Raw genomic sequence first — 20,287 nt, 5'->3', positions numbered from 1 at the left:
AATATTAACACCCAAACAACTTACCATCAGCACTTGACGAGGCCGAATATTCTCAAACTTGAGTGTATTAAATCTTAGCACTCATACCTTGCTATTTCCCGTCGAACAGCCGCCCGCGCTTCACGGCCGCGCGGCCGTGCTTGTCCCTTATGGCGTCCACGGCCCGGTCCAGCTTGCTGGTCCTCTCGCGGGACGTATCCGGCACCAGGGTCAGCTGCTCCTGGCCCTTGGCGAAGTTCGACACCCCCACTCCGATCAGGCGCACCTTCTTGGCCAGCGGCACCGCGTCCAGCAGGGAGCAGGCCGTGCGGAAGATCTCCTCGTCCAGGTCGGTGGGGGAGTCCACAGTGTGGCTGCGGGTGATCTGCTTGAAATCCGCGTATTTGACCTTGAGCGTCACGGTGCGCCCCCGCAGGCCGTGCTTGCGCAAATCCCGCCCAACCCGCTCGGACTGGCGCAGCAGCCATTTCCGGAGCTCCTCCACGTCCGAGGTGTCGCGCTCGAAGGTGTTCTCGGCGCTGGACGACTTGGCCTCGCCGTGGGTCTCGATCTTCGTGGAGCCGACCCCGCTGGCCCTGGCGTGCAGCACCCTGCCCCACTCGCCAAGCCTGTCCTCCCAGAACTGGGCCGAGTAGCGCAGCACGTCCCCGCAGGTCTTCACCCCGAGGCTCGTCAGTCTCGGGAGGGTCTTGCCGCCCACGCCGGGAATCCTGCCCACGGGCAGGTCCTTGAGGAAGGCCGCCACCTCCTCGGGTTCGACGATGGTGATGCCGCCGGGCTTGCGGAAGTCCGAGGCGATCTTGGCCAGGAACTTCACCGGCGCGATGCCGATGGAGCAGGACAGCCCCGTCACCTCGCGCACCCTCGCCTGGAGCTTCAAGGCCAGTTCCTCCGGAGGCCCGAAGAGCCTGCGGGTTCCGGTGATGTCCATGTAGGCCTCATCCACGGAGGCCTGCTCAACCAGCGGGGAGAACTCGTTAAGCACGGCCATCACCTGGCGCGACACCTCGGCGTAGCGGCGCATGCGCCCGGCGACGAAAATTCCGTTGGGGCAGAGCTTGCGGGCCTGGGCCACGGGCATGGCCGAACGCACGCCGTACTTGCGGGCCTCGTAGGAGGCCGCCGACACCACGCCCCGGTCGCCCTTGCCCACGATCACCGGCTTGCCGCGAAGCGACGGGTCGTCCAGCTCCTCCACCGAGGCGAAGAAGGCGTCCATGTCCAGGTGCAGAATGCGTATGCTCTCGTCCATTGGCCTTGACATCCGTGCCGTATTGGTATGGCTACGTGCTTACGTGGCTCGTTTTTTTCCACCCATAGCCCAAGGACAACACGAATGAAACCGAAGGTGGGATTCGCCGGCATGGGGATCATGGGCAAACCCATGGCCCACAATATCGTCAAGGCAGGCTTCGCCGTGTCTGTCTACAACCGCACCAAACCCCAGCCGGACGACGTTGCGGGCGCTTACGTGGCCGACACGCCCCTGGCCCTGGCCAGGGAGAACGACGTGCTGGTGATCATGGTCACGGGTCCCAAGGCCATCGAAGCCATTCTCTGGGGCGAGGACGGCATGGCCGCCGCCCTGGGACAGGGCAAGAAAGTGGTCAACATGAGCACCGTGTCCCCGGAATACACGGCGCAGATAGCCGCCAAGGTGGAAGCCACGGGAGCCGTGTTCGTGGACGCCCCGGTGTCGGGCTCCAAGATTCCGGCCCAGCAGGGCACGCTGGTCGTCCTGGCGGGCGGCCCCAAGGACGAAGTGGAAGCCCTGGAGCCGATCTTCGCGGCCATGGGCAAGAAGACCGTGTACTGCGGCCCCGCCCCCCAGGGCTCCATGATGAAGATGGCCGTGAACCTGCTTTTGTCCAACATGATGTGCGGGCTCTCGGAAATGCTCACCTTCGGCAAGGCCGGGGGGCTCTCGGCCGAGACCATGCTGGAGGTGGTGCTGGGCGGCCCCATGGGCTGCGACCTGTTCAAGATCAAGGAGCCCCTCATCACCCAGCGTAAATTCCTGGCCCAATTCCCGCTCAAGCACATGGCCAAGGACCTCAAGTTCGTCACGGACACGGCCTGCGCCCTGCGCTGCCCGGCCCCCAGCGCGTTTGCGAACCTGCAACTCTTCAACCAGGGCATGTCCAAGGGCATGGGCGAGTTGGACTTCGCCGCCGTGATCGAGGTGCTCGAGGGCATGATCTGACGCCGTGCGCCAAAGGTCGCTTACATTTGGGACCGTTTCTGGACGCAACGCCCGGCCGGGGGTATCGGGGTTCTTCAGACTTCGCTTGAGGAGGTTATCGTGGACACCCTCGACTGCCTGTTCACCAGGCGCTCCATCCGGAAATACACCCCCGGTGCCGTGGACCCGGCCCTGATCGGGACGGCCATCCAGGCGGCCATGTCCGCGCCGAGCGCCGGGAACTCCCAGCCCTGGCATTTCGTGCTGATCACCGAGCGGGACATCCTGGACAAGATCCCGGAGTTCCACCCTTACGCGGCGATGGCCCGCCAGGCCCAGGCCGGCATCCTGGTCTGCGCCGACCCGGCCCTGGAGAAATACCCGGGCTACTGGGTGATCGACTGCTCCGCCGCGGTGGAGAACCTGCTCCTGGCCCTGCACGCCCAGGGCCTGGGCGCGGTGTGGGTAGGCGTCCACCCGGACCAGGGGCGCGTGGAAAACTTCCGGAAACTGCTCGGCATCCCGGAATCGGTCATGCCCCACAGCTTCATCCCCATCGGCCTCCCGGACCAGCCCTCCGGCCGGGCGGACCGGTACAAACCCGAGCGCATCCACCGCAACCGGTGGTAGCGCCGACCAAGGACGTATCCATGAAGACATCGCTCGGAGCCAAGACCCTGGCATCCCCCACCCCCACCTGGGTGGTCTGCGCCTACGACGCGGCCGGGAAACCCAACGGGGCCACCATCGCCTGGGGCGGCATCTGCTGTTCCAAGCCGCCGTGCCTGGCCATTTCGCTGCGCGCCGCCACCTACACCCACGGCTGCATCACGGCCTCCAAGGCGTTCACCGTCAACGTTCCCCGCCAGGACCAGGCCGTGATCGCCGACTACTTCGGCATGGCCTCGGGCCGCGACACCGACAAGTTCGCCGCAGCCGGAGTCTCGGCCGGGAAGAGCGACCTGGTGAGCGCCCCGTACCTCCAAGAATTCCCCCTGGTGTTCGAGTGCGCCCTGACCCACGTGGTGGAACTCGGCCTGCACACCCAGTTCGTGGGTGAGATCAAGGACGTCAAAGCCGACCCGGAAATCCTCACCGACGGCAAGATCGACATGGAGAAGCTGGGCACGGTGCTCTACTCGCCCGCCACCCGCCAGTACTTCGGCCTGGGGCCGCTGCTGGGAGCCGGATTCTCCATCGGAAACGCCTACGTGAAATAACCTGGGGAGGCCCGGTTGCCCCGCGAAGCCTTCGACATATCGGCCTATCCGGGCCTCACCGGGGAAGAGGCCCGCAAACGCCTCCGGGGAGAGGGACCCAACGAGATCCCCTCCCCGGACAAGCGGTGCCTTGCGTCCATCGTGCTTGAGGTGCTGCGCGAGCCAATGTTCCTTTTGCTCATGGCCAGCGGGACCATCTACCTGCTGCTGGGCGAAAAGACGGACGCCGCCATGCTCCTGGGCTTCGTCTGCATCACCATCACCATCACCGTCTTCCAGGAGCGCAAGACCGAGCGCGCCCTGGAAGCCCTGCGCGACCTCGCAAGCCCCAGGGCGCTGGTGGTGCGCGATGGCCAGCGCAAGCGCATTCCCGGCCGGGAGGTGGTGCGCGGGGACGTGATCGTGGTGGCCGAAGGCGACCGCGTGCCTGCGGACGCCAGGCTCCTCATGGCCATGAACCTCTCGGCGGACGAGTCCATGCTCACGGGTGAGTCCGTACCCGTCCGCAAGCCTCCGTCGGAAGCCCCTTCCGGCGACGCCAGGCCGGGCGGAGACGACATCCCCTTTCTCTTTTCCGGTTCGCTCATCGTCAAAGGCCTCGGCCTGGCCGAGGTGACCGCAACCGGCCCGTCCACCGAGATGGGGCGGATCGGCAAGGCGCTCTCCGGCGTCAAGACCGAATCCACCATGCTGCAGAAGGAAACCGGAAAGATCGTGCGCGCGTTCGCCGCGGCCGGTCTTGTTCTCTGCGGCGCCGTGGTGGTGGTCTACGCCCTTACCAGGGGAAGCTGGCTGGGAGGCTTTTTGGCGGGCATCACCCTGGCCATGTCCGTGCTGCCGGAGGAGTTCCCGGTGATCCTGACGATCTTCCTGGCCCTGGGAGCCTGGAGGATGTCCAAGCGCAACGTGCTCACCCGGCGGATGCCGGTTCTCGAGATGCTGGGGGCGGCCACGGTGCTGTGCGTGGACAAGACAGGCACCCTCACCCAGAACAGGATGGCCGTGTCCCAATTGCGGATCGGCGGGGAGAGCCTCGACCTGACCGGGTATGCGCCCAAGCTGCCGGACCAGTTCCACAGGCTGGTGGAGTACGCCCTCCTGGCCAGCCAGCGCGATCCCTTCGATCCCATGGAAAAGGCCATCCGGGAGCTGGGCCTGCTCCCCCTGGCTGGCACGGAACACCTGCACGACGACTGGACGCTGGTGCAGGAATACCCGCTTTCATGCCGCCTCCTAGCCATGTCCCACGTGTGGCGCTCCCCGGACGGCCGGGAGTATGTCATCGCCGCCAAGGGGGCGCCCGAGGCCATCGCCGAATTGTGCCACCTCCCCGAGGACGAACGCGAAGAACTGGCTCAGCGCGTGGAGGCCATGGCCTCGGGCGGCCTGCGGGTGCTGGGCGTGTCCGAGGCCACGTTCAGCGCGAGCGGCCTGCCCGAGGACCACCACGACTTCTCCTTCTCCTTCCTCGGACTGATCGGCCTGCACGACCCCATACGGCCGGCCGTTCCCGCCGCCGTCAGGGAATGCTACGGCGCCGGAATCCGCATCATCATGATTACGGGAGACTATCCCGGCACGGCCAGGAACATCGCGGCCCAGGTCGGGCTTGTCGATACCGACGGGGTTCTCGTGGGGCAGGATCTCGAAAAGCTCGACGACGGCCAGTTGGCCAGGCAGCTGGACACCGTTTCGATTTTCGCCCGGGCCGTGCCCGAACAGAAGCTGCGGGTCGTCAACGTGCTCAAATCGTCGGGAGAAGTGGTGGCCATGACCGGCGACGGGGTCAACGACGCCCCGGCCCTCAAAAGCGCCCATATCGGCATCGCCATGGGCGGCAGGGGGACCGACGTGGCCCGGGAAGCATCCTCCCTGGTGCTGCTGGACGACGATTTCTCCTCCATCGTCGAGGCCGTCCGGATGGGGAGGCGCATCTTCGACAACATCAGGAAGGCCATGGCCTACACCCTTGCGGTGCACGTGCCCATCGCGGGGCTGTCGCTCATCCCGGTCTTTTTCGCGGACTGGCCCCTGGTGCTCCTACCGGTGCACATCGTCTTCCTGGAGATGATCATCGACCCGGCCTGCTCCTTCGTGTTCGAGGCCGAACCCGAAGAGGAAGACATCATGCGGCGTCCTCCGCGCGACCCGGCCTGTCCGCTGTTCGACCGGGAGACGGTGCTCCTGGCGCTCCTGCAGGGGGTGAGCGTGCTGGTCATCGTCCTCGCGGTGCTCTTCTTCGCAGTGCGCGACGGCCACACCCAGGAAGACTCGCGGACCCTGGCCTTCTCCACCCTGGTGGTGGCCAACATAGCCCTGATCCTGACCAACCGGTCCTGGAACCGGTCGCTGCTCTCCATTCTGAAAAGGCCCAACCGGGCGTTCTGGTGGGTTCTCGGCGGAGCGGCAGCGCTGCTGGCGACGGCGGTCTACACCCCCGTTCTACGGGGCGTGTTCCACTTCGAGGAGCTGCACGCCAGGGATGTGGCCCTGTGCCTGTCGGCTGGCGCGGCCAGCGTCCTGTGGTTCGAGGTGGTGAAGAGGCTCAGGAACAAACCGGGGAACGGACGCGCCTGCGGCCTGGGCGTCTGAGGCGACCCTAACAGCAGGTGGAGCCGCCATCCCCCCCGCAGTCGCACGACGGCGGCCCGCCCGTGATCCAGCCGTGGATGATGGCTCGGGCACAACCCACGCCCTGGGACACGGAAAGGGCCCCCTCGCGGCAGTTGAGCGCGCAGGCCCCGCACTCCATGCAGGCGTCAAGATTTTCGATGCGGGCCTTGCCCGGCTCGGTGCCGAACACGCCGTGCGGGCAGACCTCGCGGCACATGCCGCAGCCCGTGCAGGCTTCCTCGTCCAGGCGCAGGGTGGCCACGCCTTCGATGTACTTGAGTCCCGCCATCAGAAACCTCCCAGGCCCATTCGCCAGAGTATCACGGCAAGTATAAGCCCGGCCGCCTGGAAGGGAATGGCCGCGCGCATCTCCTTCTCCACGCCCGAGGGCGAGGTGTAGGTGGAGGAGCCGGTGAAGTTCATGCCGTACCAGGACCCGGCCACCACCGCCCCCAGCCACATCCCGGCCGAGGCCCAGGCAGACGGCCCGAAGAACGGGGCGCACAGACCGGCCAGGGCGCCGGCCACTGCCCCCTTGAAGGCGAAGGACCGCCCAGGCAGCCAGGGCAGCGCCAGCGGCGTGAGCACGTTTCCGGCCAGGAAGCCCACGGCGTAGGCGGCAAGCCCCGTCCACAGGCCGAGCCAGGCGCGCGAGAGCGAAAAGATTCCCGATCCCAGTCCGGCCAGAGCAAACAGCGCCCCGGCCACCTGGGCCATGGTGCGCCGCTCGTTGGCGAATTCCACCAGACCCACCACCACGCGCTCCCCCGCGGAGAAGCGCACCCGGCGCATGGCGGGGCCAGCCTTCATCCCGGCGGCCAGGAAGGCGCGCACGTCCGAAGCCCGCACCGGACCGTAGACCACCCTGAAGCCGGTCGCGGCCTTGACCTCATGCGCGGCCACGCCCGGAGCACCCAGCTGGGGCACGACGATCTTGCGGTGGGACACGACCTTTTCCAGCCCTGTGGCGCGGATGCGCGCCGCCAGCTCGGCCGTGCCGAAGGTCTTTTTCCCGGCAGCGCACCACACGTTCACGCCCAGGGTGTCCAGCACCAGGATCCAGGCGTCGATCCCGGAGAGCTCCTTGCGCAGGCTGTCGAAACTCAGTTTGTAATTGGCCGTGACCAGCACCGGGCTCTGCGGCCCGGGCGAACCCACGGCGTAGAGCCCCGGAGCGACGCGATAGCTGCCGCGCCCGATCCCCAGGCGCACCAGAACCGCGCCCAGGCGGTCGGGCCGCTCCAGGCGGGTCTTGACCGTTGGCACGCGCCCGGCCGGGGTGTCTTGAAATCCCTCCACGAAATGCCAGCGCCGGTATCCGGGGATCGCTGGCAGAGCCCGCGCCTGCGTCCCACAACAGGATGACGCGGCCTCGAGCGGAGGAGTGAGGCAGGAAGCCTGCTCCGGGGCGGAGCAGCACGAGTCGTCCGGCGGAACCGCCGGCCCCTTGGGCGGTCAGCAGGACTCTTTGGGCTTGGAGAACAACTCTTTCATGGGCGGCAGCTTGCCTCTCCCGCCCGGATTTTGCAAGGTGCAGGCATGGCGGAAACAACTTCCACGCAGACCCCACTGGACCTCGTGACCATCCCCCCCTCCGGCTACGCGGCGTACTGGCTCTCGGTTAAGCGCATGCTGGACCAGAAGCGCGGCTCCGAGGCCCTGGCCGAGGAACTCCAGCACGTGACCGAGCCCTACACCCGCTTGCTCCTGCAAGCCGCCACCTCCTCCACGGAGGACGATACGGTCAGGCGCATGGCCCGCAACAAATCCCTGACCCTCACCCGGGATTTCCGGCGCAAGCTGCGGCTCATCCGGCAGGCGGCCTGCGCCATGGCCACGGGCGAAAATCCGGCCAAGGCCCTCATCACCTTGTCCGGCGGCTTCGGCATGCCGGTGCTGGATGAATCCAAGGCCATGGAGCAGGCCCAGGGCCTCATCGAAACCATGCGCGCGGGCGACCTGGACGCGGCGGTGTTTCCCGACGTGTCCCACGCCACGCGCCCCGAGGAGCTGATCCTGAAGCTCCTATTCTTCATCCTGTGGGCGCGCCGCCAGGGCAGGACCGGCTTGCAGACCTTTCTGCCGGGCATGTCCTTTCCCTACCTGGCGGACGCCGCGCGCCTGTGTATCGACGGTCTCGACGAACCCTTCATCCGCCGCCGCCTGGACGCCCAGGCCCGGGAGCTCATGATCGAGGCGTCACACAAGATGAACCTGGGTCTGGAGATGGCCCTGGCTCTAAAGAACAAACGCCCCTTCGAGGAAGTGCTCAGCATGGCGCGATCGTTTTTGCTGGACATGTGAGCGCCCGGTAGCCTTTTCACCGAAAAAACGATACTCTTCCTCTGCAAAACGGCGGGGACAACGATTCTCCGGCCGTGACCACTGCATACCGGACGGCTCGCACCTACAGTCGGGCATAGAGAACCGTGCAGTCTTCGGAACACATCGACAATGGACACTCATCTCTCCCGGCAGGCGCGGCACGCACGCATCCACTGGCTGTTCCTCGGCCTGGGCCTGCTGACGCTGGGCGGGGTGATCGGGGGGAACCTGTTCCAGGAACGGAGCAGAATCGAGGCCCGCGAACAGGAACGTCTGCTGTTCACCACCCGGATCGTCCAGCAGATCACCGACCAGAACCTGAGCGCCCTCGCCCCCGTGCTGGCGGACCTGAGCAGGGATTGGACCCGGGGCGACTCCGGCCGGGACTTCAACAGCCGCCTCCTCACCCTCACCGACGCGTTGACCGGCGCGCGCACCCTGTCCGTCCTCGACGGCCAAGGAATCATCCAGGCTTCCAGCCGGCCGGAGCTGCTGGGCTTCGATGCCAGCCAACGGGCCTACTTCCAGTCCATCAGGCAGGCTCCCGATCCTGACAGGCTCTACGTCTCCCCCCCGCACCGCACCACGCTGGGCGTGTTCGCCATCAACGTGTCGCGGATGATCCCGGGCCCCTCTGGAGAGTTGGCCGGGGTCGTCACGGCCACCCTTGACCCCGAGTTCTTCTTCCCCCTGCTGACCTCCGTGCTCGACACGCCGGACATGCGGGCGGACCTGGTCCACGGCAGCGGCGACCTTTTCATGACCGCGCCGGCCGACGAAACAGCCATGGGGAAGAATCTCGCCCAGCCCGGCAGCTTCTTCACGCAGCACCGCGAAAGCGGCCGGGGAGCCAACGTCTTCTCCGGAAGGCTGCACTCCACCGGCGAGTACCGCATGCTGGCGGTGCGCACCATCCAGCCACCCGCCCTGAAGTTGGATACTCCGTTGGTAGTGGGCATCTCCCGCGGCATGAGCGGAGTCTTCGCCAGCTGGCGCAGGGAGGCGTTCTGGCAGGGCGGCCTGTTCTGTGCGGCCGTCCTTCTTTCCGTATTGGGCATGGCCGGCTACCAAAAGCGCCAGCGCACGCACGCGCGCGAGATGGCCGATGCCACCCGAAACCTGGCCGAGAACGAACGGTTCATCAGGACCATCACCGACAACATCCCGGGCATGGTGGCCTATTGGGGCCGGGACTTGCGTTGCGTGTACGCCAACCCAGCCTACTTCGAATGGTTCGGCAAGTCGCGGGAGGAGATGCAGGGCATCCACGCCCGGGACCTTCTCGGGGAGGAGCTCTACCGCAAGAACGAAGCCTACCTCATGAGCGTCCTGGAGGGAGAGCCCCAGACCTTCGAGCGCACCTTGGTCAAGCCCGACGGCAGCCGAAGGTACACCCTGAACCGCTACATCCCAGACTTCGAAGAAGGGCAGGTCCGCGGATTCTTCGTGCTCGCCTCGGACGTCACGGAACTCAAGAACACGCAAACGGAACTGGAGAGAAGAATCCGGGAACTCGACATCCTGGCCTACACGGACCACCTGACCGGCCTGGCAAACCGGCGCCATTTCCTCGCCCGGGCCCAGGAGGAGGTCGGCCGCAGCACCCGTTACGGGCAACCTCTGGTGTTCCTCATGCTCGACATCGACAGCTTCAAGGACGTCAACGACGCCCACGGCCACGACGCGGGGGACGCGGTGCTGACCTCCTTGGCCGAGACCATGCGCGCCGAACTGCGCGCCACGGACCTGACCGGCCGCCTGGGGGGCGAGGAATTCGGAGTCCTGCTGATCCAGACCGGCTTCAACGAGGGGCTGGCCATCGCCGAACGCCTGCGCCAGGCCTTCGAGCATATCTGCCTGGAGAGCAGGCTCGGCGCGCTGTGCTTCACCGTGAGCATCGGCCTAGCCGTCTTCCACGGAAGCGAGGACTCCCTGGAGAAGCTCATGAAACGCGCCGACCTCGCACTCTACAAGGCCAAGGCGGCCGGGCGCAACCAGGTATGCTGCACGACCGGCGGGTGAGAGGGAATATCCAGCTCGTTGCGGTGTGGCCGGTGTGAAACCCGCCCAGGTCAGGCTCCAGCTGGACCTGAACAGCGTCGCGCATGGCGGCGATCCTGCCTAATTGCGCGCTTTCTCCAGCACCCAGGCCATGGCCCCGGACAGGGCGGCCAGCAAAGCCGCCTGCCGAAGCTCCATGGAAAAAAGCGCGGCCATGGCGAAAACGCCTACCGCCACGGCCGCCGCGCGCATCACGGCCTGAGCACGCTCTGGCCGTTCATGTACGGAACCAGCGCCTCGGGCAGAACCACCGTCCCGTCGGCCTGCTGGCAGTTTTCCAGCAAGGCCACCATGGTGCGCCCAACGGCCAGGCCCGAGCCGTTCAGGGTGTGGACGAGCTGCGACTTGCCGCCCTTGGGCTTGAAACGGATGCCCGCCCGCCGGGCCTGGAAGTCCTCGAAGTTGGAGCAGGAGGATATTTCGCGGTAGGCGTTCTGGCCCGGCAGCCAGACCTCGATGTCGTAGGTCTTGGCCGAGGAGAATCCCAGGTCGCCGGTGCACAGGGCGATCACCCGGTAGGGAAGCCCCAGGCGCTTGAGGATTTCCTCGGCGTGGCCGGTCAGCAGTTCCAGCTGGTCGTAGGACTCCTCGGGGCGGCAGAAGCGCACCAGCTCCACCTTGTCGAATTGGTGCTGGCGGATGAGGCCCTTGGTGTCCTTGCCGTAGGACCCGGCCTCGGAACGGAAGCACGGGGTGTAGGCGCAATAGGCGCGCGGCAGGTCGGGCTCTTCCAGGGTCTCGTCGCGGTGCAGGTTGGTCAGCGGCACCTCGGCGGTGGGGATGAGGTAGTAGTCCTTGAAGTTGAGCTTGAAGAGGTCGTCCTCGAACTTGGGCAGCTGCCCGGTGCCGCGCAGGCTGTCGGAATTGACGATGTAGGGCGGGGCCACTTCGGTGTAGCCGTGCTCCTTGGTCTGGATGTCCAGCATGAAGCTGACCAGCGCCCGCTCAAGCTTGGCCAGTCCGCCCCAAAGCACGGAGAAGCGCGAGCCGGTGATCTTGGCGGCGCGGTCGAAGTCCAGGCAGTTAAGGCCCTGGCCGATCTCCCAGTGCTCCTTCGGGGTGAAGTCGAAGGACGGCACCTCGCCCACGGTGCGGATGACCGGGTTGTCCTTCTCGTCCTTGCCCACGGGGGTGGACTCGTGAGGGATGTTCGGTATGGAGTACAGAAAGGCCTCGGACTCCTCGTCGGCCTTGCGGACCTCCTCGTCCAGGGACTTGATGCGCTCGGAGACCTGCGACAGCCGCTCCATCAGGTGCGCGGCGTCCTGGCCCGCGCGCTTGAGCTTGGCCACCTCCGCCGACGAGGCGTTGCGCTCGCTCTTGAGGGCTTCCACCTCCGTAAGCAGGGCGCGGCGGGTTTCATCCAGGCGGGCGAACTGGTCCATGTCCAGGTTCATCTGGCGGTTGGCCAGGGCCTGGCGGACGACGTCCAGGTTCTTGCGCACCGAGCGCATATCGAGCATTGGCGGCCTCCGGAAAGCTTGTGTATGGTGGCCGCGTCTTACGTGGCCGTACATTCGGGGTCAAGCAGGGAGGCGCGCAATATGGAATGGGAGCTCATGGGAAACATGGTGGAGGCCCTGGCCGAAAACCTCAGGGCCAAGGGCTGGTGGTTGGCCACGGCGGAATCGTGCACGGGCGGGCTCATCGCCAGCGAGCTGACCAACGTGCCCGGCAGCTCGACCTGGTATACGGGCGGCCTGGTGGCCTATTCCAACAGGATCAAGCAGGAGATGCTGGACGTGCCCGGCGAGGTGCTCACGGCCAACGGCGCGGTCAGCCGCGAGACCGTGCTGGCCATGGCCCGGGGCGCGGCCCGGCGCTTCGGGTCCCAGTGCGCCCTGGCGGTGTCCGGCATCGCGGGCCCCGACGGCGGCACGCCCGAAAAGCCCGTGGGCACGGTGTGGATCGGCTGGTGCGTGAACGGACAGGCCACGGCGGAGCTCTTCCTGTTCGGCGGCGGCAGGCTGGACGTGAAACGCCAGAGCGCCCTTGAAGCGGTCATGGGCCTGGCCGCGCGCACGGGCTGAAACACGACCGTCACCTTGGGGCGTTAAAAGATCCGGCATGGCTTCCCAACTCTTTTCCGGAGCCGGGCTGCGCGCCCCCTCCCCGCTCGCCAGGACCGCGCGCACGGAAGCCTCCACGCGGGCACGGCCCTGCTTGTGAAAAGGAGAACAAAGTGGGCAAGGACACGGTGAAGGTCGAGGGCGTCATGGACATGAAGGAAGTGGTGGCCTACCTGGAGGACGTTCTGGCCGGGTTCAAGGCGGGCTCAGTGTGCATGACCATTGGCGAGGACTGCCTGACGCTCAGGCCCCGCGGGGTCATGGACGTGTCACTCAAGATGTCGCAAAAGAAGGACAAGGAGAAGTTCGTCCTGGAAGTGGCCTGGCGGCGCGCAGACGATGCGGCCATCCGCATCGGCACCCCGGACGAAGCGGCCTGACGGGCCCGTGATCGGCCGGTTCGCCTGCGCGGTTCTCCGGTGGCCGCGCCGCGCTCTCTCGAAAGCAGGAAGGGCTCCCTCGGGAGCCTTCTGCGTTCAGGCCATCCTGGCACCGGCGAGCTCCCGCTCGCCCTTGGCCGAGATGACGTAGCCCTTGAGGGTGTGCTCGCCCTGGATCTTGAGCTTGATTTTCAGGATGTAGCCCCGGTTGATAAGGTCCTCGAAATCGCAGGCCACGTAACGCTTGGCCTTCTTCTCGGGCATCATCCGCCGGTAGCGGGGCATGCGGCTGAAATGGAAGACGTCCTTAAGGATGAGCAGGTGCTCGTAGGCCAGTTCCGAGCCCTCGCCCGAGGGGGAATCCCCGCGCCCGGCGGCCGCGCGTTCGCCGGCCGGCGTGATGCGAAGGCCCTTGAGCTCCTTGCCGCAGCCGTAGGTGAAATGGGCCCATTCCAGAAGCCCCTGGTCAACCAGCCCGGCCACGTCCTCGTCCCGGTAGGCGACGGCATGCTTGCTGGGCATGACCCCGTGGTAGCGGGCCAGGACCGAAAACTGGGCCACGGCGTTCAGAATGGCCAGTTGGCTCTCCGACGGGGGCATGGGATTCCTGCGCGTGGTGCGCAAAGTTGCGGTTCTGCCGGGGACGGCAACCATTTTCGATAGTCAGAAAATACTTTCCTGTAAACCACATCCCAAACCGGACCGAACAAATCTTCCCGCGATTTTCGGGCCATGAGCGCATTCCGGGCCGTTTTCAACCTTTACAGAAAGGATTTCCTCGGGCTATGGGGAAAGGCGTTTGTGACGGGGCGAACAAGGTACACCTTTTGCCGCTTGCAGGGCATCCATGAACACTGTCGAAGAACTTCTGGCCGCCAATCGGGAGGCCATCGTACAGGATTGGTACCACCATATCCTGGACACGTATCCTCCTGAAACGGCCAAACTCTGGAAGAACAAGGGGCGTGACCCCTTCCACAATCCCGTGGCCGTGCGCACCCTCGAAGCCGTCGAGTCCGTGGTGGACTACCTTGTGAAAAGCAAGGATGACGCGGCCCTGGAGGCCGTGCTCGACTACCTTGACGAAATCGTCCGGGTCAGGGCCGTGCAGAACTTCGCCCCCTCCCAGGCGGCGGGTTTTCTCTTCCTGCTCAAGAAGGCCGTGCGCGAACGGCTCTGGAACGACCTGAAAAAACTGGGCGCCTGGGAGCAGTTCGTGGCCCTGGAATCCCGCATCGACGGGCTGGCCCTGGCCAGCCTCGACCTCTACGCGAAATGCCGTGAAAAGCTCTTCGAGATCAAGCTCCAGGAGCTCAAGCGGGAGCATATGCAACTCCTTAAACGCGCCCAGTTGATCGTGGGCATCGGCGAGGGCGAGCCGGCTGACTAGCCGGTGAGGCGAAATGGTTCAACGCGAGGTGGAGGGTACATGGCTGGACTCGTGACCGCATTACTGGCCGTAGTGGCTTTGGCCGCCGTGGCGGCCCTTGGGGCCGGTGCGGGGATGGCTCAGGTGTTCGGGATCTACATCCCGTACGTGGCCGTCGCGATTTTCGTGACGGGATTCATCAAAAAGGTCTTGGGGTGGGCGTCCACTCCGGTGCCCTTCGCCATTCCGACCACGGGCGGGCAGCAGTATTCCCTGCCCTGGGTCAAGCAGGCGAAGTTCGACAACCCGAGCACGCCGGGCCAGACCTTCATCCGCATGGCCCTGGAAGTGCTCTGCTTCAGAAGCCTCTTCCGCAACACCAAGGTGGACAACCGCCCCGGGGAAGGCACCGTGGGCTACGGTTCGGACAAGTCCCTGTGGCTGTTCGCCCTGATCTTCCACTACTGCTTCCTGATCGTGTTCATCAGGCACTTCCGCTTCTTCCTGGAGCCCGTGCCCTTCCTGGTCACCGGGGTCGAGTTCGTGGACTCCATCCTGCAGATCAGCGTGCCCACGCTCTACCTCACCGACGTGTTCTTCGTGGTGGGCGTGACCTTCCTGCTGGCCAGGCGCCTGTTCGACTCCAAGGTGGCCTACATTTCGCTGGCCTCGGACTTCTTCCCCCTGTTCCTCATCCTGGCGATCGCGCTGTCGGGCATCTACATGCGCTACTTCGCCAAGGTGGACGTCATCGCCATCAAGCAGCTGGCCATCGGCCTGGTGAGCTTCAAGCCGGTGATCCCGCCCAACGTCGACTGGTCCTTCTACATGCACTTTTTCCTGGTGTGCGTGCTGTGGGCCTATTTCCCCTTCTCCAAGCTCATGCACCTGGGCGGCGTCTTCCTGAGCCCCACTCGGAACCTGCCCAACAACACCCGCATGGTCCGCCACATCAACCCCTGGAACGACCCCTCCATCAAGCCGCACTCCTACGCGGACTACGAGGACGACTTCCGCGAGAAGATGATCGAAGCCGGCCTGCCGGTGGACAAGGAAGCTTAAACCGCCCTGGGCTGGGCGTATTTCCACAAGGGAGATCGTATGTCGAAGATGGCGCCGCCTGAAGAACTCATGAACGTCAACTATTCCACGCCCTCAGAGCCGTGGATGGACGTAAGACCGGAGTTTAAACCCGGAACTTTTTCCTATCCCGGCAAGCCCGATGTGCTCAAGTACCTGGGCCTGCCTAACCCGAGAGATTGGAGCCCCACCGAAGAGGATTGGAAGCTCCCCCCCGACTGGCGCGAGACGATCCGCGACGGCTTCCGCGAGCTTCTGGGCAAGTACCGCTCGCTCAAGGTCTTCATGGACTGCTGCGTGCGCTGCGGGGCCTGCGCCGACAAATGCCACTTCTATATCGGCTCCGGCGACCCCAAGAACATGCCGGTGCTGCGCGCCGAACTGCTGCGCTCCATCTACCGGGGCGAGTTCACCGTCGCCGCCAAGATTCTGGGCAAGCTGGCCGGGGCGCGCAAGCTGGAAGAAGACGTGGTCAAAGAATGGTTCATGTACTTCTACCAGTGCACCCAGTGCCGCCGCTGCTCGCTCTACTGCCCCTACGGCATCGACACGGCCGAGATCACCTTCCTGGCGCGCGACCTGATGAACCGCATCGGGCTCAACATCAATTGGATCCTGGAGCCGGCGGCCAACTGCAACCGCACCGGCAACCACCTGGGCATCCAGCCCCACGCCTTCAAGGACATGATGGACTTCCTGGTCGATGACATCGAGACGGTCACCGGCCGCCGCGTGGAGCCCAGCTTCCACCGCAAGGGCGCGGAGATCCTGTTCATCACGCCCTCCGGCGACATCTTCGCCGAGCCGGGCATCTACACCTTCATGGGCTACCTGCTGCTGTTCGACTACCTGGACCTGGACGTCACCTGGTCCACCTACGCCTCGGAGGGCGGCAACTTCGGCTCCTTCATGAACGACAAGTGGATGAAGAAGCTGAACGCCAAGATGTACGCCGAGGCCAAGCGCCTGGGCGTCAAGTACATCATCGGCGGCGAGTGCGGCCACATGTGGCGCGTGCTCAACCAGTTCATGGACACCATGAACGGCCCGGCGGACTTCCTGGAAGTGCCCAAGAGCCCCATCACCGGCACGGTGTTCGAAAACGCCAAGTCCACCAAGATGATCCACCTGGTGGAGTTCACCGCCGACCTCATCAAGAACGGCAAGCTCAAGCTGGACAAGAGCCGTAACGCCGGCATCACCGCCACCTGGCACGACTCCTGTAACACCTCGCGCGGCATGGGCTTCTTCGATGAGCCCCGCTACGTCCTCGAGAACGTGGTTGAGAAGTTCGTGGACATGCCCTCCCAGACCATCCGCGAGCAGACCTTCTGCTGCGGCGGCGGCGCGGGCCTGAACAACGGCGAGTTCACCGAAATGCGCCTGCGCGGCGGCCTGCCCCGGGGCAACGCCCTCAAGTACGTGCAGGAGAAGTTCGGTGTGAACACCATGAGCTGCATCTGCGCCATCGACCGCGCCACCCTTCCCGGCCTGGCCGACTACTGGGCGCCCGGCGTCAAGGTCACCGGCCTGCACGAGCTGGTGGGCAACGCCCTGGTCTTCGAAGGCGAGGAAGAGCGCACCATGAACTTGCGCCAGGAAGACCTTCCCGGCCTCGAAGGGTCTGAGGAGGAGGAATAATGTACAACGCGAAATTCATCATTCCGGGCCTCATCATCTTCATCGGCCTGGCCCTGTTCCCCTTCATCAAGGGAGCGGGACAGCCCGAGTTGAAAGTCGAGACCGAGAAGCCCAAGGAAGCCAAGGAATGCGTCCTGCCTAAAGAGAAGATCCGCGACGTGCACATGGTTCTTCTCAACGAGTGGCGCGACGACGTCATCAGGAACGGCAAGCGCGTATACACCAGCGAGAACGGCAAGCAGTACAACATGAGCCTGACCAACACCTGCATGGGCTGCCACGAGAACAAGGACAAGTTCTGCGACAAGTGCCACAACGAGGTGGGCGTGAATCCCTACTGCTGGAACTGCCACAATACCTCGCCCGTGAAGAAAGAGGGGGAGAAATAACATGCAAAGCTCCAGACGCGACTTTCTGAAGCTGGCCGGCGTCTCGGCCCTGGGGCTCTCGGCCGGGACCTTGGGCTTCCTCGGAGAAGGAGCCCGGGCCGCCGACGCCCTCCCCACGGCGACTGACTTCGCCAAGCCCTCCACCGCCAAGCGCTGGGCCATGGTCATCGATACCGCCAAGTTCGACGATGCCCTGTTCAAGAAGTGCATCGACGCCTGCCATTCGAACCACAACGTGCCCGAGATCGAAGGCAAGCAGCAGATCAAGTGGATCTGGACCGAGGACTTCGAGGGGGCCTTCCCCACCGAACGCCCGGCCTACCTGGCCGAGGAGCAGGAGCACCGCAAGTACCTGCTTCTGTGCAACCACTGCGAGAACCCCGCGTGCGTGCGCGTGTGTCCCACCAAGGCCACCTTCAAGAACAACGAAGGCCTGGTCATCATGGACTACCACCGCTGCATCGGCTGCCGCTACTGCATGGCCGGCTGCCCCTACGGCGCGCGCAGCTTCAACTTCCAGGATCCCGCGCCCCACATCAAGAACATCAATCTCCAGTACCCCCACCGCACCCGCGGCGTGGTGGAGAAGTGCACGTTCTGCGTGGAGAAGCTGGCCCAGGGCAAGTTGCCCCTGTGCGTGGAGGCTTCCGGCGGGGCCATGGTGTTCGGCGATCTGACCGATCCCAACTCCGAAGTGCGCAAGGTGCTCAAGCACAAGTACGCCATCAGGCGCAAACCGGACGTCGGCACCGAACCCGGCGTCTTCTACATCATCTAGGAGCGCGGCCATGATCGAAAAAGCCCTCAAGGGAAGCCCCCGCTACTTCGGTGCGCTGATGGCCTTTCTGGCCGTCATGGGCATCGGCGCAGGGTTCTACCTCGTGCAGCTCAACAAGGGTTTGACCATCACGGGCCTGTCCCGTGACGTGTCCTGGGGCTTCTATATCGCCCAGTTCACGTACATGGTCGGCGTCGCCGCCTCCGCCGTGATGCTGGTGCTCCCCTACTACTTCCACCACTACAAAGCCTACTCCAAGATGATCATCATGGGCGAGTTCCTGGCCATCGCCGCGGTCATCATGTGCCTGGGCTTCATCGTCATCGACATTGGACAGCCCCAGCGCATGCTGAACGTGCTGATCTTCTCCACGCCGAACTCGGTCCTGTTCTGGGACATGGTGGTCCTGAACGGCTACCTGATCCTGAACGTGGTCATCGGCTGGACCAGCCTCATGGCCTACTGGAAGCGCCAGACCCCGCCTGCGTGGGTCAAGCCCCTGGTGTACACCTCGATCATCTGGGCCTTCTCCATCCACACGGTGACGGCCTTCCTGTACGCAGGTCTGCCGGGCCGCCACTACTGGCTCACCGCCATCCTGGCCGCCCGCTTCCTGTCCTCGGCCTTCTGCTCCGGCCCCGCGATCCTGCTCCTGATGACGCTTCTCATCTCAAAGGTCACCAAGTTCGATCCGGGCAAGGAAGCGGTGAAGACCCTCTCCACCACCATCACCTACGCCATGTGCGTGAACGTGTTCTTCTTCTTCCTGGAAGTGTTCACCGCGTTCTACTCCGGCATGCCCGGCCACAAGGACCCGATCCTGTTCCTGTTCACCGGCTACGAAGGCCACACCTACATGACCCCGTTCATGTGGACCGCCGCGGCCTTCGCCCTCACCTCGCTGTTCCTGCTTGTCCCGCCCAAGTGGCGAGAGAACCGCGACGTGCTGGTGCCCGCCCTGATCCTCCTGGTCATCGGCACCTGGATCGACAAGGGCATGGGCCTCATCGCCGCCGGCTTCACCCCCAACCCCTTCGAGAAGGTCACCGAGTACCTGCCCACCGGGCCGGAACTCATGATCGCTCTCATGATCTACGCTGTGGGCGGCTTCGTGCTGACCGTGCTGTGGAAGATCGCCCTGGAAGTCAGGGCCGAGGTGGAAGGGGGACTTTAGAAGCCCCTTTTACCGGAAACGAGCAAAGGGCCGCCCTTCCGGGCGGCCCTTTTTTTATGCTATATGGGTTTCATGATGAACTCTCCCGGCCTTGTGGATTCCTTCGCCATACTGAGCAAGCTGCCCCTTCCAGTGATGGTGCTCAAGTCGTCTTCGGGCGATGTCCTGTTCATGAACGACAAGTTCCGGGACGTATTCGGCTACTCCGAGAAGGACATCAAAACCGAACAGGACTGGTGGCCCAGGGCCTTCCCGGATGAGCAGTACCGCCTGCGCCTGGAACACGAATGGGAGCGCAGGGTGCGCATGGCCACGGCCGCGGCCGGTGAAATGGAGCCCCTGGAGGCGGTGGCCAAGTGCAAGGACGGCAGGGACTGCGCCATCCGCAAGCACCTGTCCGTGCATGGCGGGCTGTTCATCATCACCATGGTGGACATCAGCGACCAGAAATACCTGCAGCGGGAATACGAACAGCTCGCCTCAACGGACGCGCTCACCGGGTTGTCCAACCGCCGGGCCTTCTTCACCATGCTGGACCAGGCCCTGGCCCTGGCCAACCGGCATTCCCGGCCCCTGTCCATCCTCATCGCGGATATCGACCACTTCAAGGCCGTGAACGACACCTACGGGCATCAGGCCGGGGACGCCGTCCTGGAACATTTTTCCAGGATCATTTTGCGCACCTTGCGGACAAGCGACACCGCCGCGCGCATCGGGGGGGAGGAATTCGCCATCCTGTTGCCCGAAACGGACAAGGATGGCGCCTATCGCCTGGCAGACCGCATGCGCATCATCATCAGCGAAAACGTCTGCTACCACGAGCGGCAACCGATCCAGATCACCGTCAGCGTGGGCCTGGCCTGCTACTCGGGCCCGAATATCGGCCAAAAGTTCAGTTGCGACGCGTTCCTGCGCCTGGCGGACGACGCCCTGTACCGGTCCAAACGAGAAGGGCGCAACCGGGTGAGCACGGCGGAACTACGCATCCCCTGAGAAGGCTCTTCCC

General features: G+C 64.8%; 20 protein-coding genes. 15 read left to right on the top strand and 5 right to left on the bottom strand.

All coding sequences use genetic code 11. From position 1 onward, the window contains the following. Positions 1–91: 91 nt before the first annotated feature. Positions 92–1,252, bottom strand: a complete 1,161-nt coding sequence (locus tag ML540_RS08465; protein WP_243359987.1) for a DNA polymerase IV — start codon at positions 1,250–1,252, stop codon at positions 92–94. A gap of 84 nt (positions 1,253–1,336) precedes the next feature. On the opposite strand from ML540_RS08465, the gene ML540_RS08460 reads away from it, so the two are divergent. The 4 genes from ML540_RS08460 (at position 1,337) to ML540_RS08445 (ending at position 5,994) form a co-directional block, all read left to right on the top strand. Continuing rightward, positions 1,337–2,203, top strand: coding sequence for an NAD(P)-dependent oxidoreductase (locus ML540_RS08460; RefSeq protein WP_243359986.1), 867 nt, complete (start codon positions 1,337–1,339; stop codon positions 2,201–2,203). 99 nt (positions 2,204–2,302) lie between these two features. Further along, positions 2,303–2,812: a nitroreductase family protein gene (locus ML540_RS08455; protein ID WP_243359983.1), complete on the top strand. Its 510-nt coding sequence runs from the start codon at positions 2,303–2,305 to the stop codon at positions 2,810–2,812. Positions 2,813–2,832: 20 nt separating this feature from the next. Next, a complete protein-coding gene (locus ML540_RS08450) occupies positions 2,833–3,402 on the top strand; it encodes a flavin reductase family protein (protein ID WP_243359982.1) in 570 nt (189 codons plus the stop codon). Between the two features lie 15 nt (positions 3,403–3,417). Continuing rightward, positions 3,418–5,994 carry a cation-translocating P-type ATPase gene (locus ML540_RS08445; RefSeq protein ID WP_243359981.1) on the top strand — a complete coding sequence of 859 codons (2,577 nt, stop codon included), beginning with the start codon at positions 3,418–3,420 and terminating at the stop codon, positions 5,992–5,994. Positions 5,995–6,001: 7 nt separating this feature from the next. Here the strand turns inward: ML540_RS08445 and hgcB are convergent, their stop codons facing one another. Then, entirely contained in the window at positions 6,002–6,304 is a 303-nt protein-coding gene (hgcB, locus tag ML540_RS08440) for a mercury methylation ferredoxin HgcB (protein WP_243359980.1), read from the bottom strand. Further along, a complete protein-coding gene (gene hgcA, locus ML540_RS08435; RefSeq protein WP_264175406.1) occupies positions 6,304–7,509 on the bottom strand; it encodes a mercury methylation corrinoid protein HgcA in 1,206 nt (401 codons plus the stop codon). Before hgcA ends, hgcB begins: the two co-directional genes overlap by 1 nt. Positions 7,510–7,554: 45 nt before the next feature. Between hgcA and ML540_RS08430 the strand changes: the two genes are divergently transcribed. Further along, positions 7,555–8,319 (top strand): hypothetical protein, encoded by a 765-nt coding sequence (locus tag ML540_RS08430; RefSeq protein ID WP_243359978.1) that lies wholly within the window; start codon positions 7,555–7,557, stop codon positions 8,317–8,319. A gap of 150 nt (positions 8,320–8,469) precedes the next feature. Then, a complete protein-coding gene (locus ML540_RS08425) occupies positions 8,470–10,362 on the top strand; it encodes a sensor domain-containing diguanylate cyclase (RefSeq protein WP_243359977.1) in 1,893 nt (630 codons plus the stop codon). 230 nt (positions 10,363–10,592) lie between these two features. Here ML540_RS08425 and serS read toward each other — a convergent pair whose 3' ends face one another. Then, positions 10,593–11,864 carry a serine--tRNA ligase gene (gene serS, locus ML540_RS08420; RefSeq protein WP_243359976.1) on the bottom strand — a complete coding sequence of 424 codons (1,272 nt, stop codon included), beginning with the start codon at positions 11,862–11,864 and terminating at the stop codon, positions 10,593–10,595. A gap of 81 nt (positions 11,865–11,945) precedes the next feature. On the opposite strand from serS, the gene ML540_RS08415 reads away from it, so the two are divergent. Further along, the gene (locus tag ML540_RS08415) at positions 11,946–12,431 is read left to right on the top strand and encodes a CinA family protein (RefSeq protein ID WP_243359975.1); all 486 of its coding nucleotides are present in this window, start codon (positions 11,946–11,948) and stop codon (positions 12,429–12,431) included. A gap of 152 nt (positions 12,432–12,583) precedes the next feature. Then, positions 12,584–12,850 (top strand): amphi-Trp domain-containing protein, encoded by a 267-nt coding sequence (locus ML540_RS17945; protein ID WP_243359974.1) that lies wholly within the window; start codon positions 12,584–12,586, stop codon positions 12,848–12,850. Positions 12,851–12,946: 96 nt separating this feature from the next. Here ML540_RS17945 and ML540_RS08405 read toward each other — a convergent pair whose 3' ends face one another. Then, complete coding sequence (locus ML540_RS08405; RefSeq protein ID WP_243359972.1) at positions 12,947–13,450, bottom strand: hypothetical protein; 504 nt, start codon at positions 13,448–13,450, stop codon at positions 12,947–12,949. Between the two features lie 247 nt (positions 13,451–13,697). On the opposite strand from ML540_RS08405, the gene ML540_RS08400 reads away from it, so the two are divergent. The 7 genes from ML540_RS08400 to ML540_RS08370 all read left to right on the top strand — a co-directional run bounded on the left by ML540_RS08400 (position 13,698) and on the right by ML540_RS08370 (position 20,274). Beyond that, positions 13,698–14,240, top strand: coding sequence for an RsbRD N-terminal domain-containing protein (locus ML540_RS08400; RefSeq protein ID WP_243359971.1), 543 nt, complete (start codon positions 13,698–13,700; stop codon positions 14,238–14,240). Positions 14,241–14,279: 39 nt separating this feature from the next. Beyond that, positions 14,280–15,281 carry a sulfate reduction electron transfer complex DsrMKJOP subunit DsrM gene (dsrM, locus tag ML540_RS08395; protein ID WP_243359970.1) on the top strand — a complete coding sequence of 334 codons (1,002 nt, stop codon included), beginning with the start codon at positions 14,280–14,282 and terminating at the stop codon, positions 15,279–15,281. Positions 15,282–15,320: 39 nt separating this feature from the next. Then, positions 15,321–16,940, top strand: coding sequence for a sulfate reduction electron transfer complex DsrMKJOP subunit DsrK (gene dsrK / locus ML540_RS08390; RefSeq protein WP_243359969.1), 1,620 nt, complete (start codon positions 15,321–15,323; stop codon positions 16,938–16,940). Next, complete coding sequence (gene dsrJ / locus ML540_RS08385; protein WP_243359968.1) at positions 16,940–17,329, top strand: sulfate reduction electron transfer complex DsrMKJOP subunit DsrJ; 390 nt, start codon at positions 16,940–16,942, stop codon at positions 17,327–17,329. Before dsrK ends, dsrJ begins: the two co-directional genes overlap by 1 nt. Before the next feature lies 1 nt (position 17,330). After that, the gene (gene dsrO, locus ML540_RS08380) at positions 17,331–18,107 is read left to right on the top strand and encodes a sulfate reduction electron transfer complex DsrMKJOP subunit DsrO (protein ID WP_243359967.1); all 777 of its coding nucleotides are present in this window, start codon (positions 17,331–17,333) and stop codon (positions 18,105–18,107) included. Between the two features lie 10 nt (positions 18,108–18,117). Then, entirely contained in the window at positions 18,118–19,281 is a 1,164-nt protein-coding gene (gene dsrP / locus ML540_RS08375; RefSeq protein ID WP_243359966.1) for a sulfate reduction electron transfer complex DsrMKJOP subunit DsrP, read from the top strand. A 75-nt stretch (positions 19,282–19,356) separates the two neighbouring features. Continuing rightward, positions 19,357–20,274: a sensor domain-containing diguanylate cyclase gene (locus ML540_RS08370; protein ID WP_243359965.1), complete on the top strand. Its 918-nt coding sequence runs from the start codon at positions 19,357–19,359 to the stop codon at positions 20,272–20,274. The last annotated feature ends 13 nt before the right edge of the window (positions 20,275–20,287 follow it).

This window comes from Fundidesulfovibrio terrae (genome assembly GCF_022808915.1).
GTDB lineage: Bacteria > Desulfobacterota > Desulfovibrionia > Desulfovibrionales > Desulfovibrionaceae > Fundidesulfovibrio > Fundidesulfovibrio terrae.
The sequence above is the reverse complement of the archived record's forward strand: the minus strand, read 5'-3'. Positions and strand labels throughout refer to the sequence as shown.

Coding starts and splice junctions, on each gene's coding strand:
- ML540_RS08400 (WP_243359971.1), top strand. CDS start 13,698: ATGAACACTGTCGAAGAACTTCTGGCCGCCAATCGGGAGGCCATCGTA.
- ML540_RS08430 (WP_243359978.1), top strand. CDS start 7,555: ATGGCGGAAACAACTTCCACGCAGACCCCACTGGACCTCGTGACCATC.
- dsrJ (WP_243359968.1), top strand. CDS start 16,940: ATGTACAACGCGAAATTCATCATTCCGGGCCTCATCATCTTCATCGGC.
- dsrM (WP_243359970.1), top strand. CDS start 14,280: ATGGCTGGACTCGTGACCGCATTACTGGCCGTAGTGGCTTTGGCCGCC.
- dsrP (WP_243359966.1), top strand. CDS start 18,118: ATGATCGAAAAAGCCCTCAAGGGAAGCCCCCGCTACTTCGGTGCGCTG.
- dsrO (WP_243359967.1), top strand. CDS start 17,331: ATGCAAAGCTCCAGACGCGACTTTCTGAAGCTGGCCGGCGTCTCGGCC.
- ML540_RS08450 (WP_243359982.1), top strand. CDS start 2,833: ATGAAGACATCGCTCGGAGCCAAGACCCTGGCATCCCCCACCCCCACC.
- ML540_RS08405 (WP_243359972.1), bottom strand. CDS start 13,450: ATGCCCCCGTCGGAGAGCCAACTGGCCATTCTGAACGCCGTGGCCCAG.
- ML540_RS08415 (WP_243359975.1), top strand. CDS start 11,946: ATGGAATGGGAGCTCATGGGAAACATGGTGGAGGCCCTGGCCGAAAAC.
- hgcB (WP_243359980.1), bottom strand. CDS start 6,304: ATGGCGGGACTCAAGTACATCGAAGGCGTGGCCACCCTGCGCCTGGAC.
- ML540_RS08425 (WP_243359977.1), top strand. CDS start 8,470: ATGGACACTCATCTCTCCCGGCAGGCGCGGCACGCACGCATCCACTGG.
- ML540_RS08460 (WP_243359986.1), top strand. CDS start 1,337: ATGAAACCGAAGGTGGGATTCGCCGGCATGGGGATCATGGGCAAACCC.
- ML540_RS08370 (WP_243359965.1), top strand. CDS start 19,357: ATGAACTCTCCCGGCCTTGTGGATTCCTTCGCCATACTGAGCAAGCTG.
- ML540_RS08465 (WP_243359987.1), bottom strand. CDS start 1,252: ATGGACGAGAGCATACGCATTCTGCACCTGGACATGGACGCCTTCTTC.
- dsrK (WP_243359969.1), top strand. CDS start 15,321: ATGTCGAAGATGGCGCCGCCTGAAGAACTCATGAACGTCAACTATTCC.
- serS (WP_243359976.1), bottom strand. CDS start 11,864: ATGCTCGATATGCGCTCGGTGCGCAAGAACCTGGACGTCGTCCGCCAG.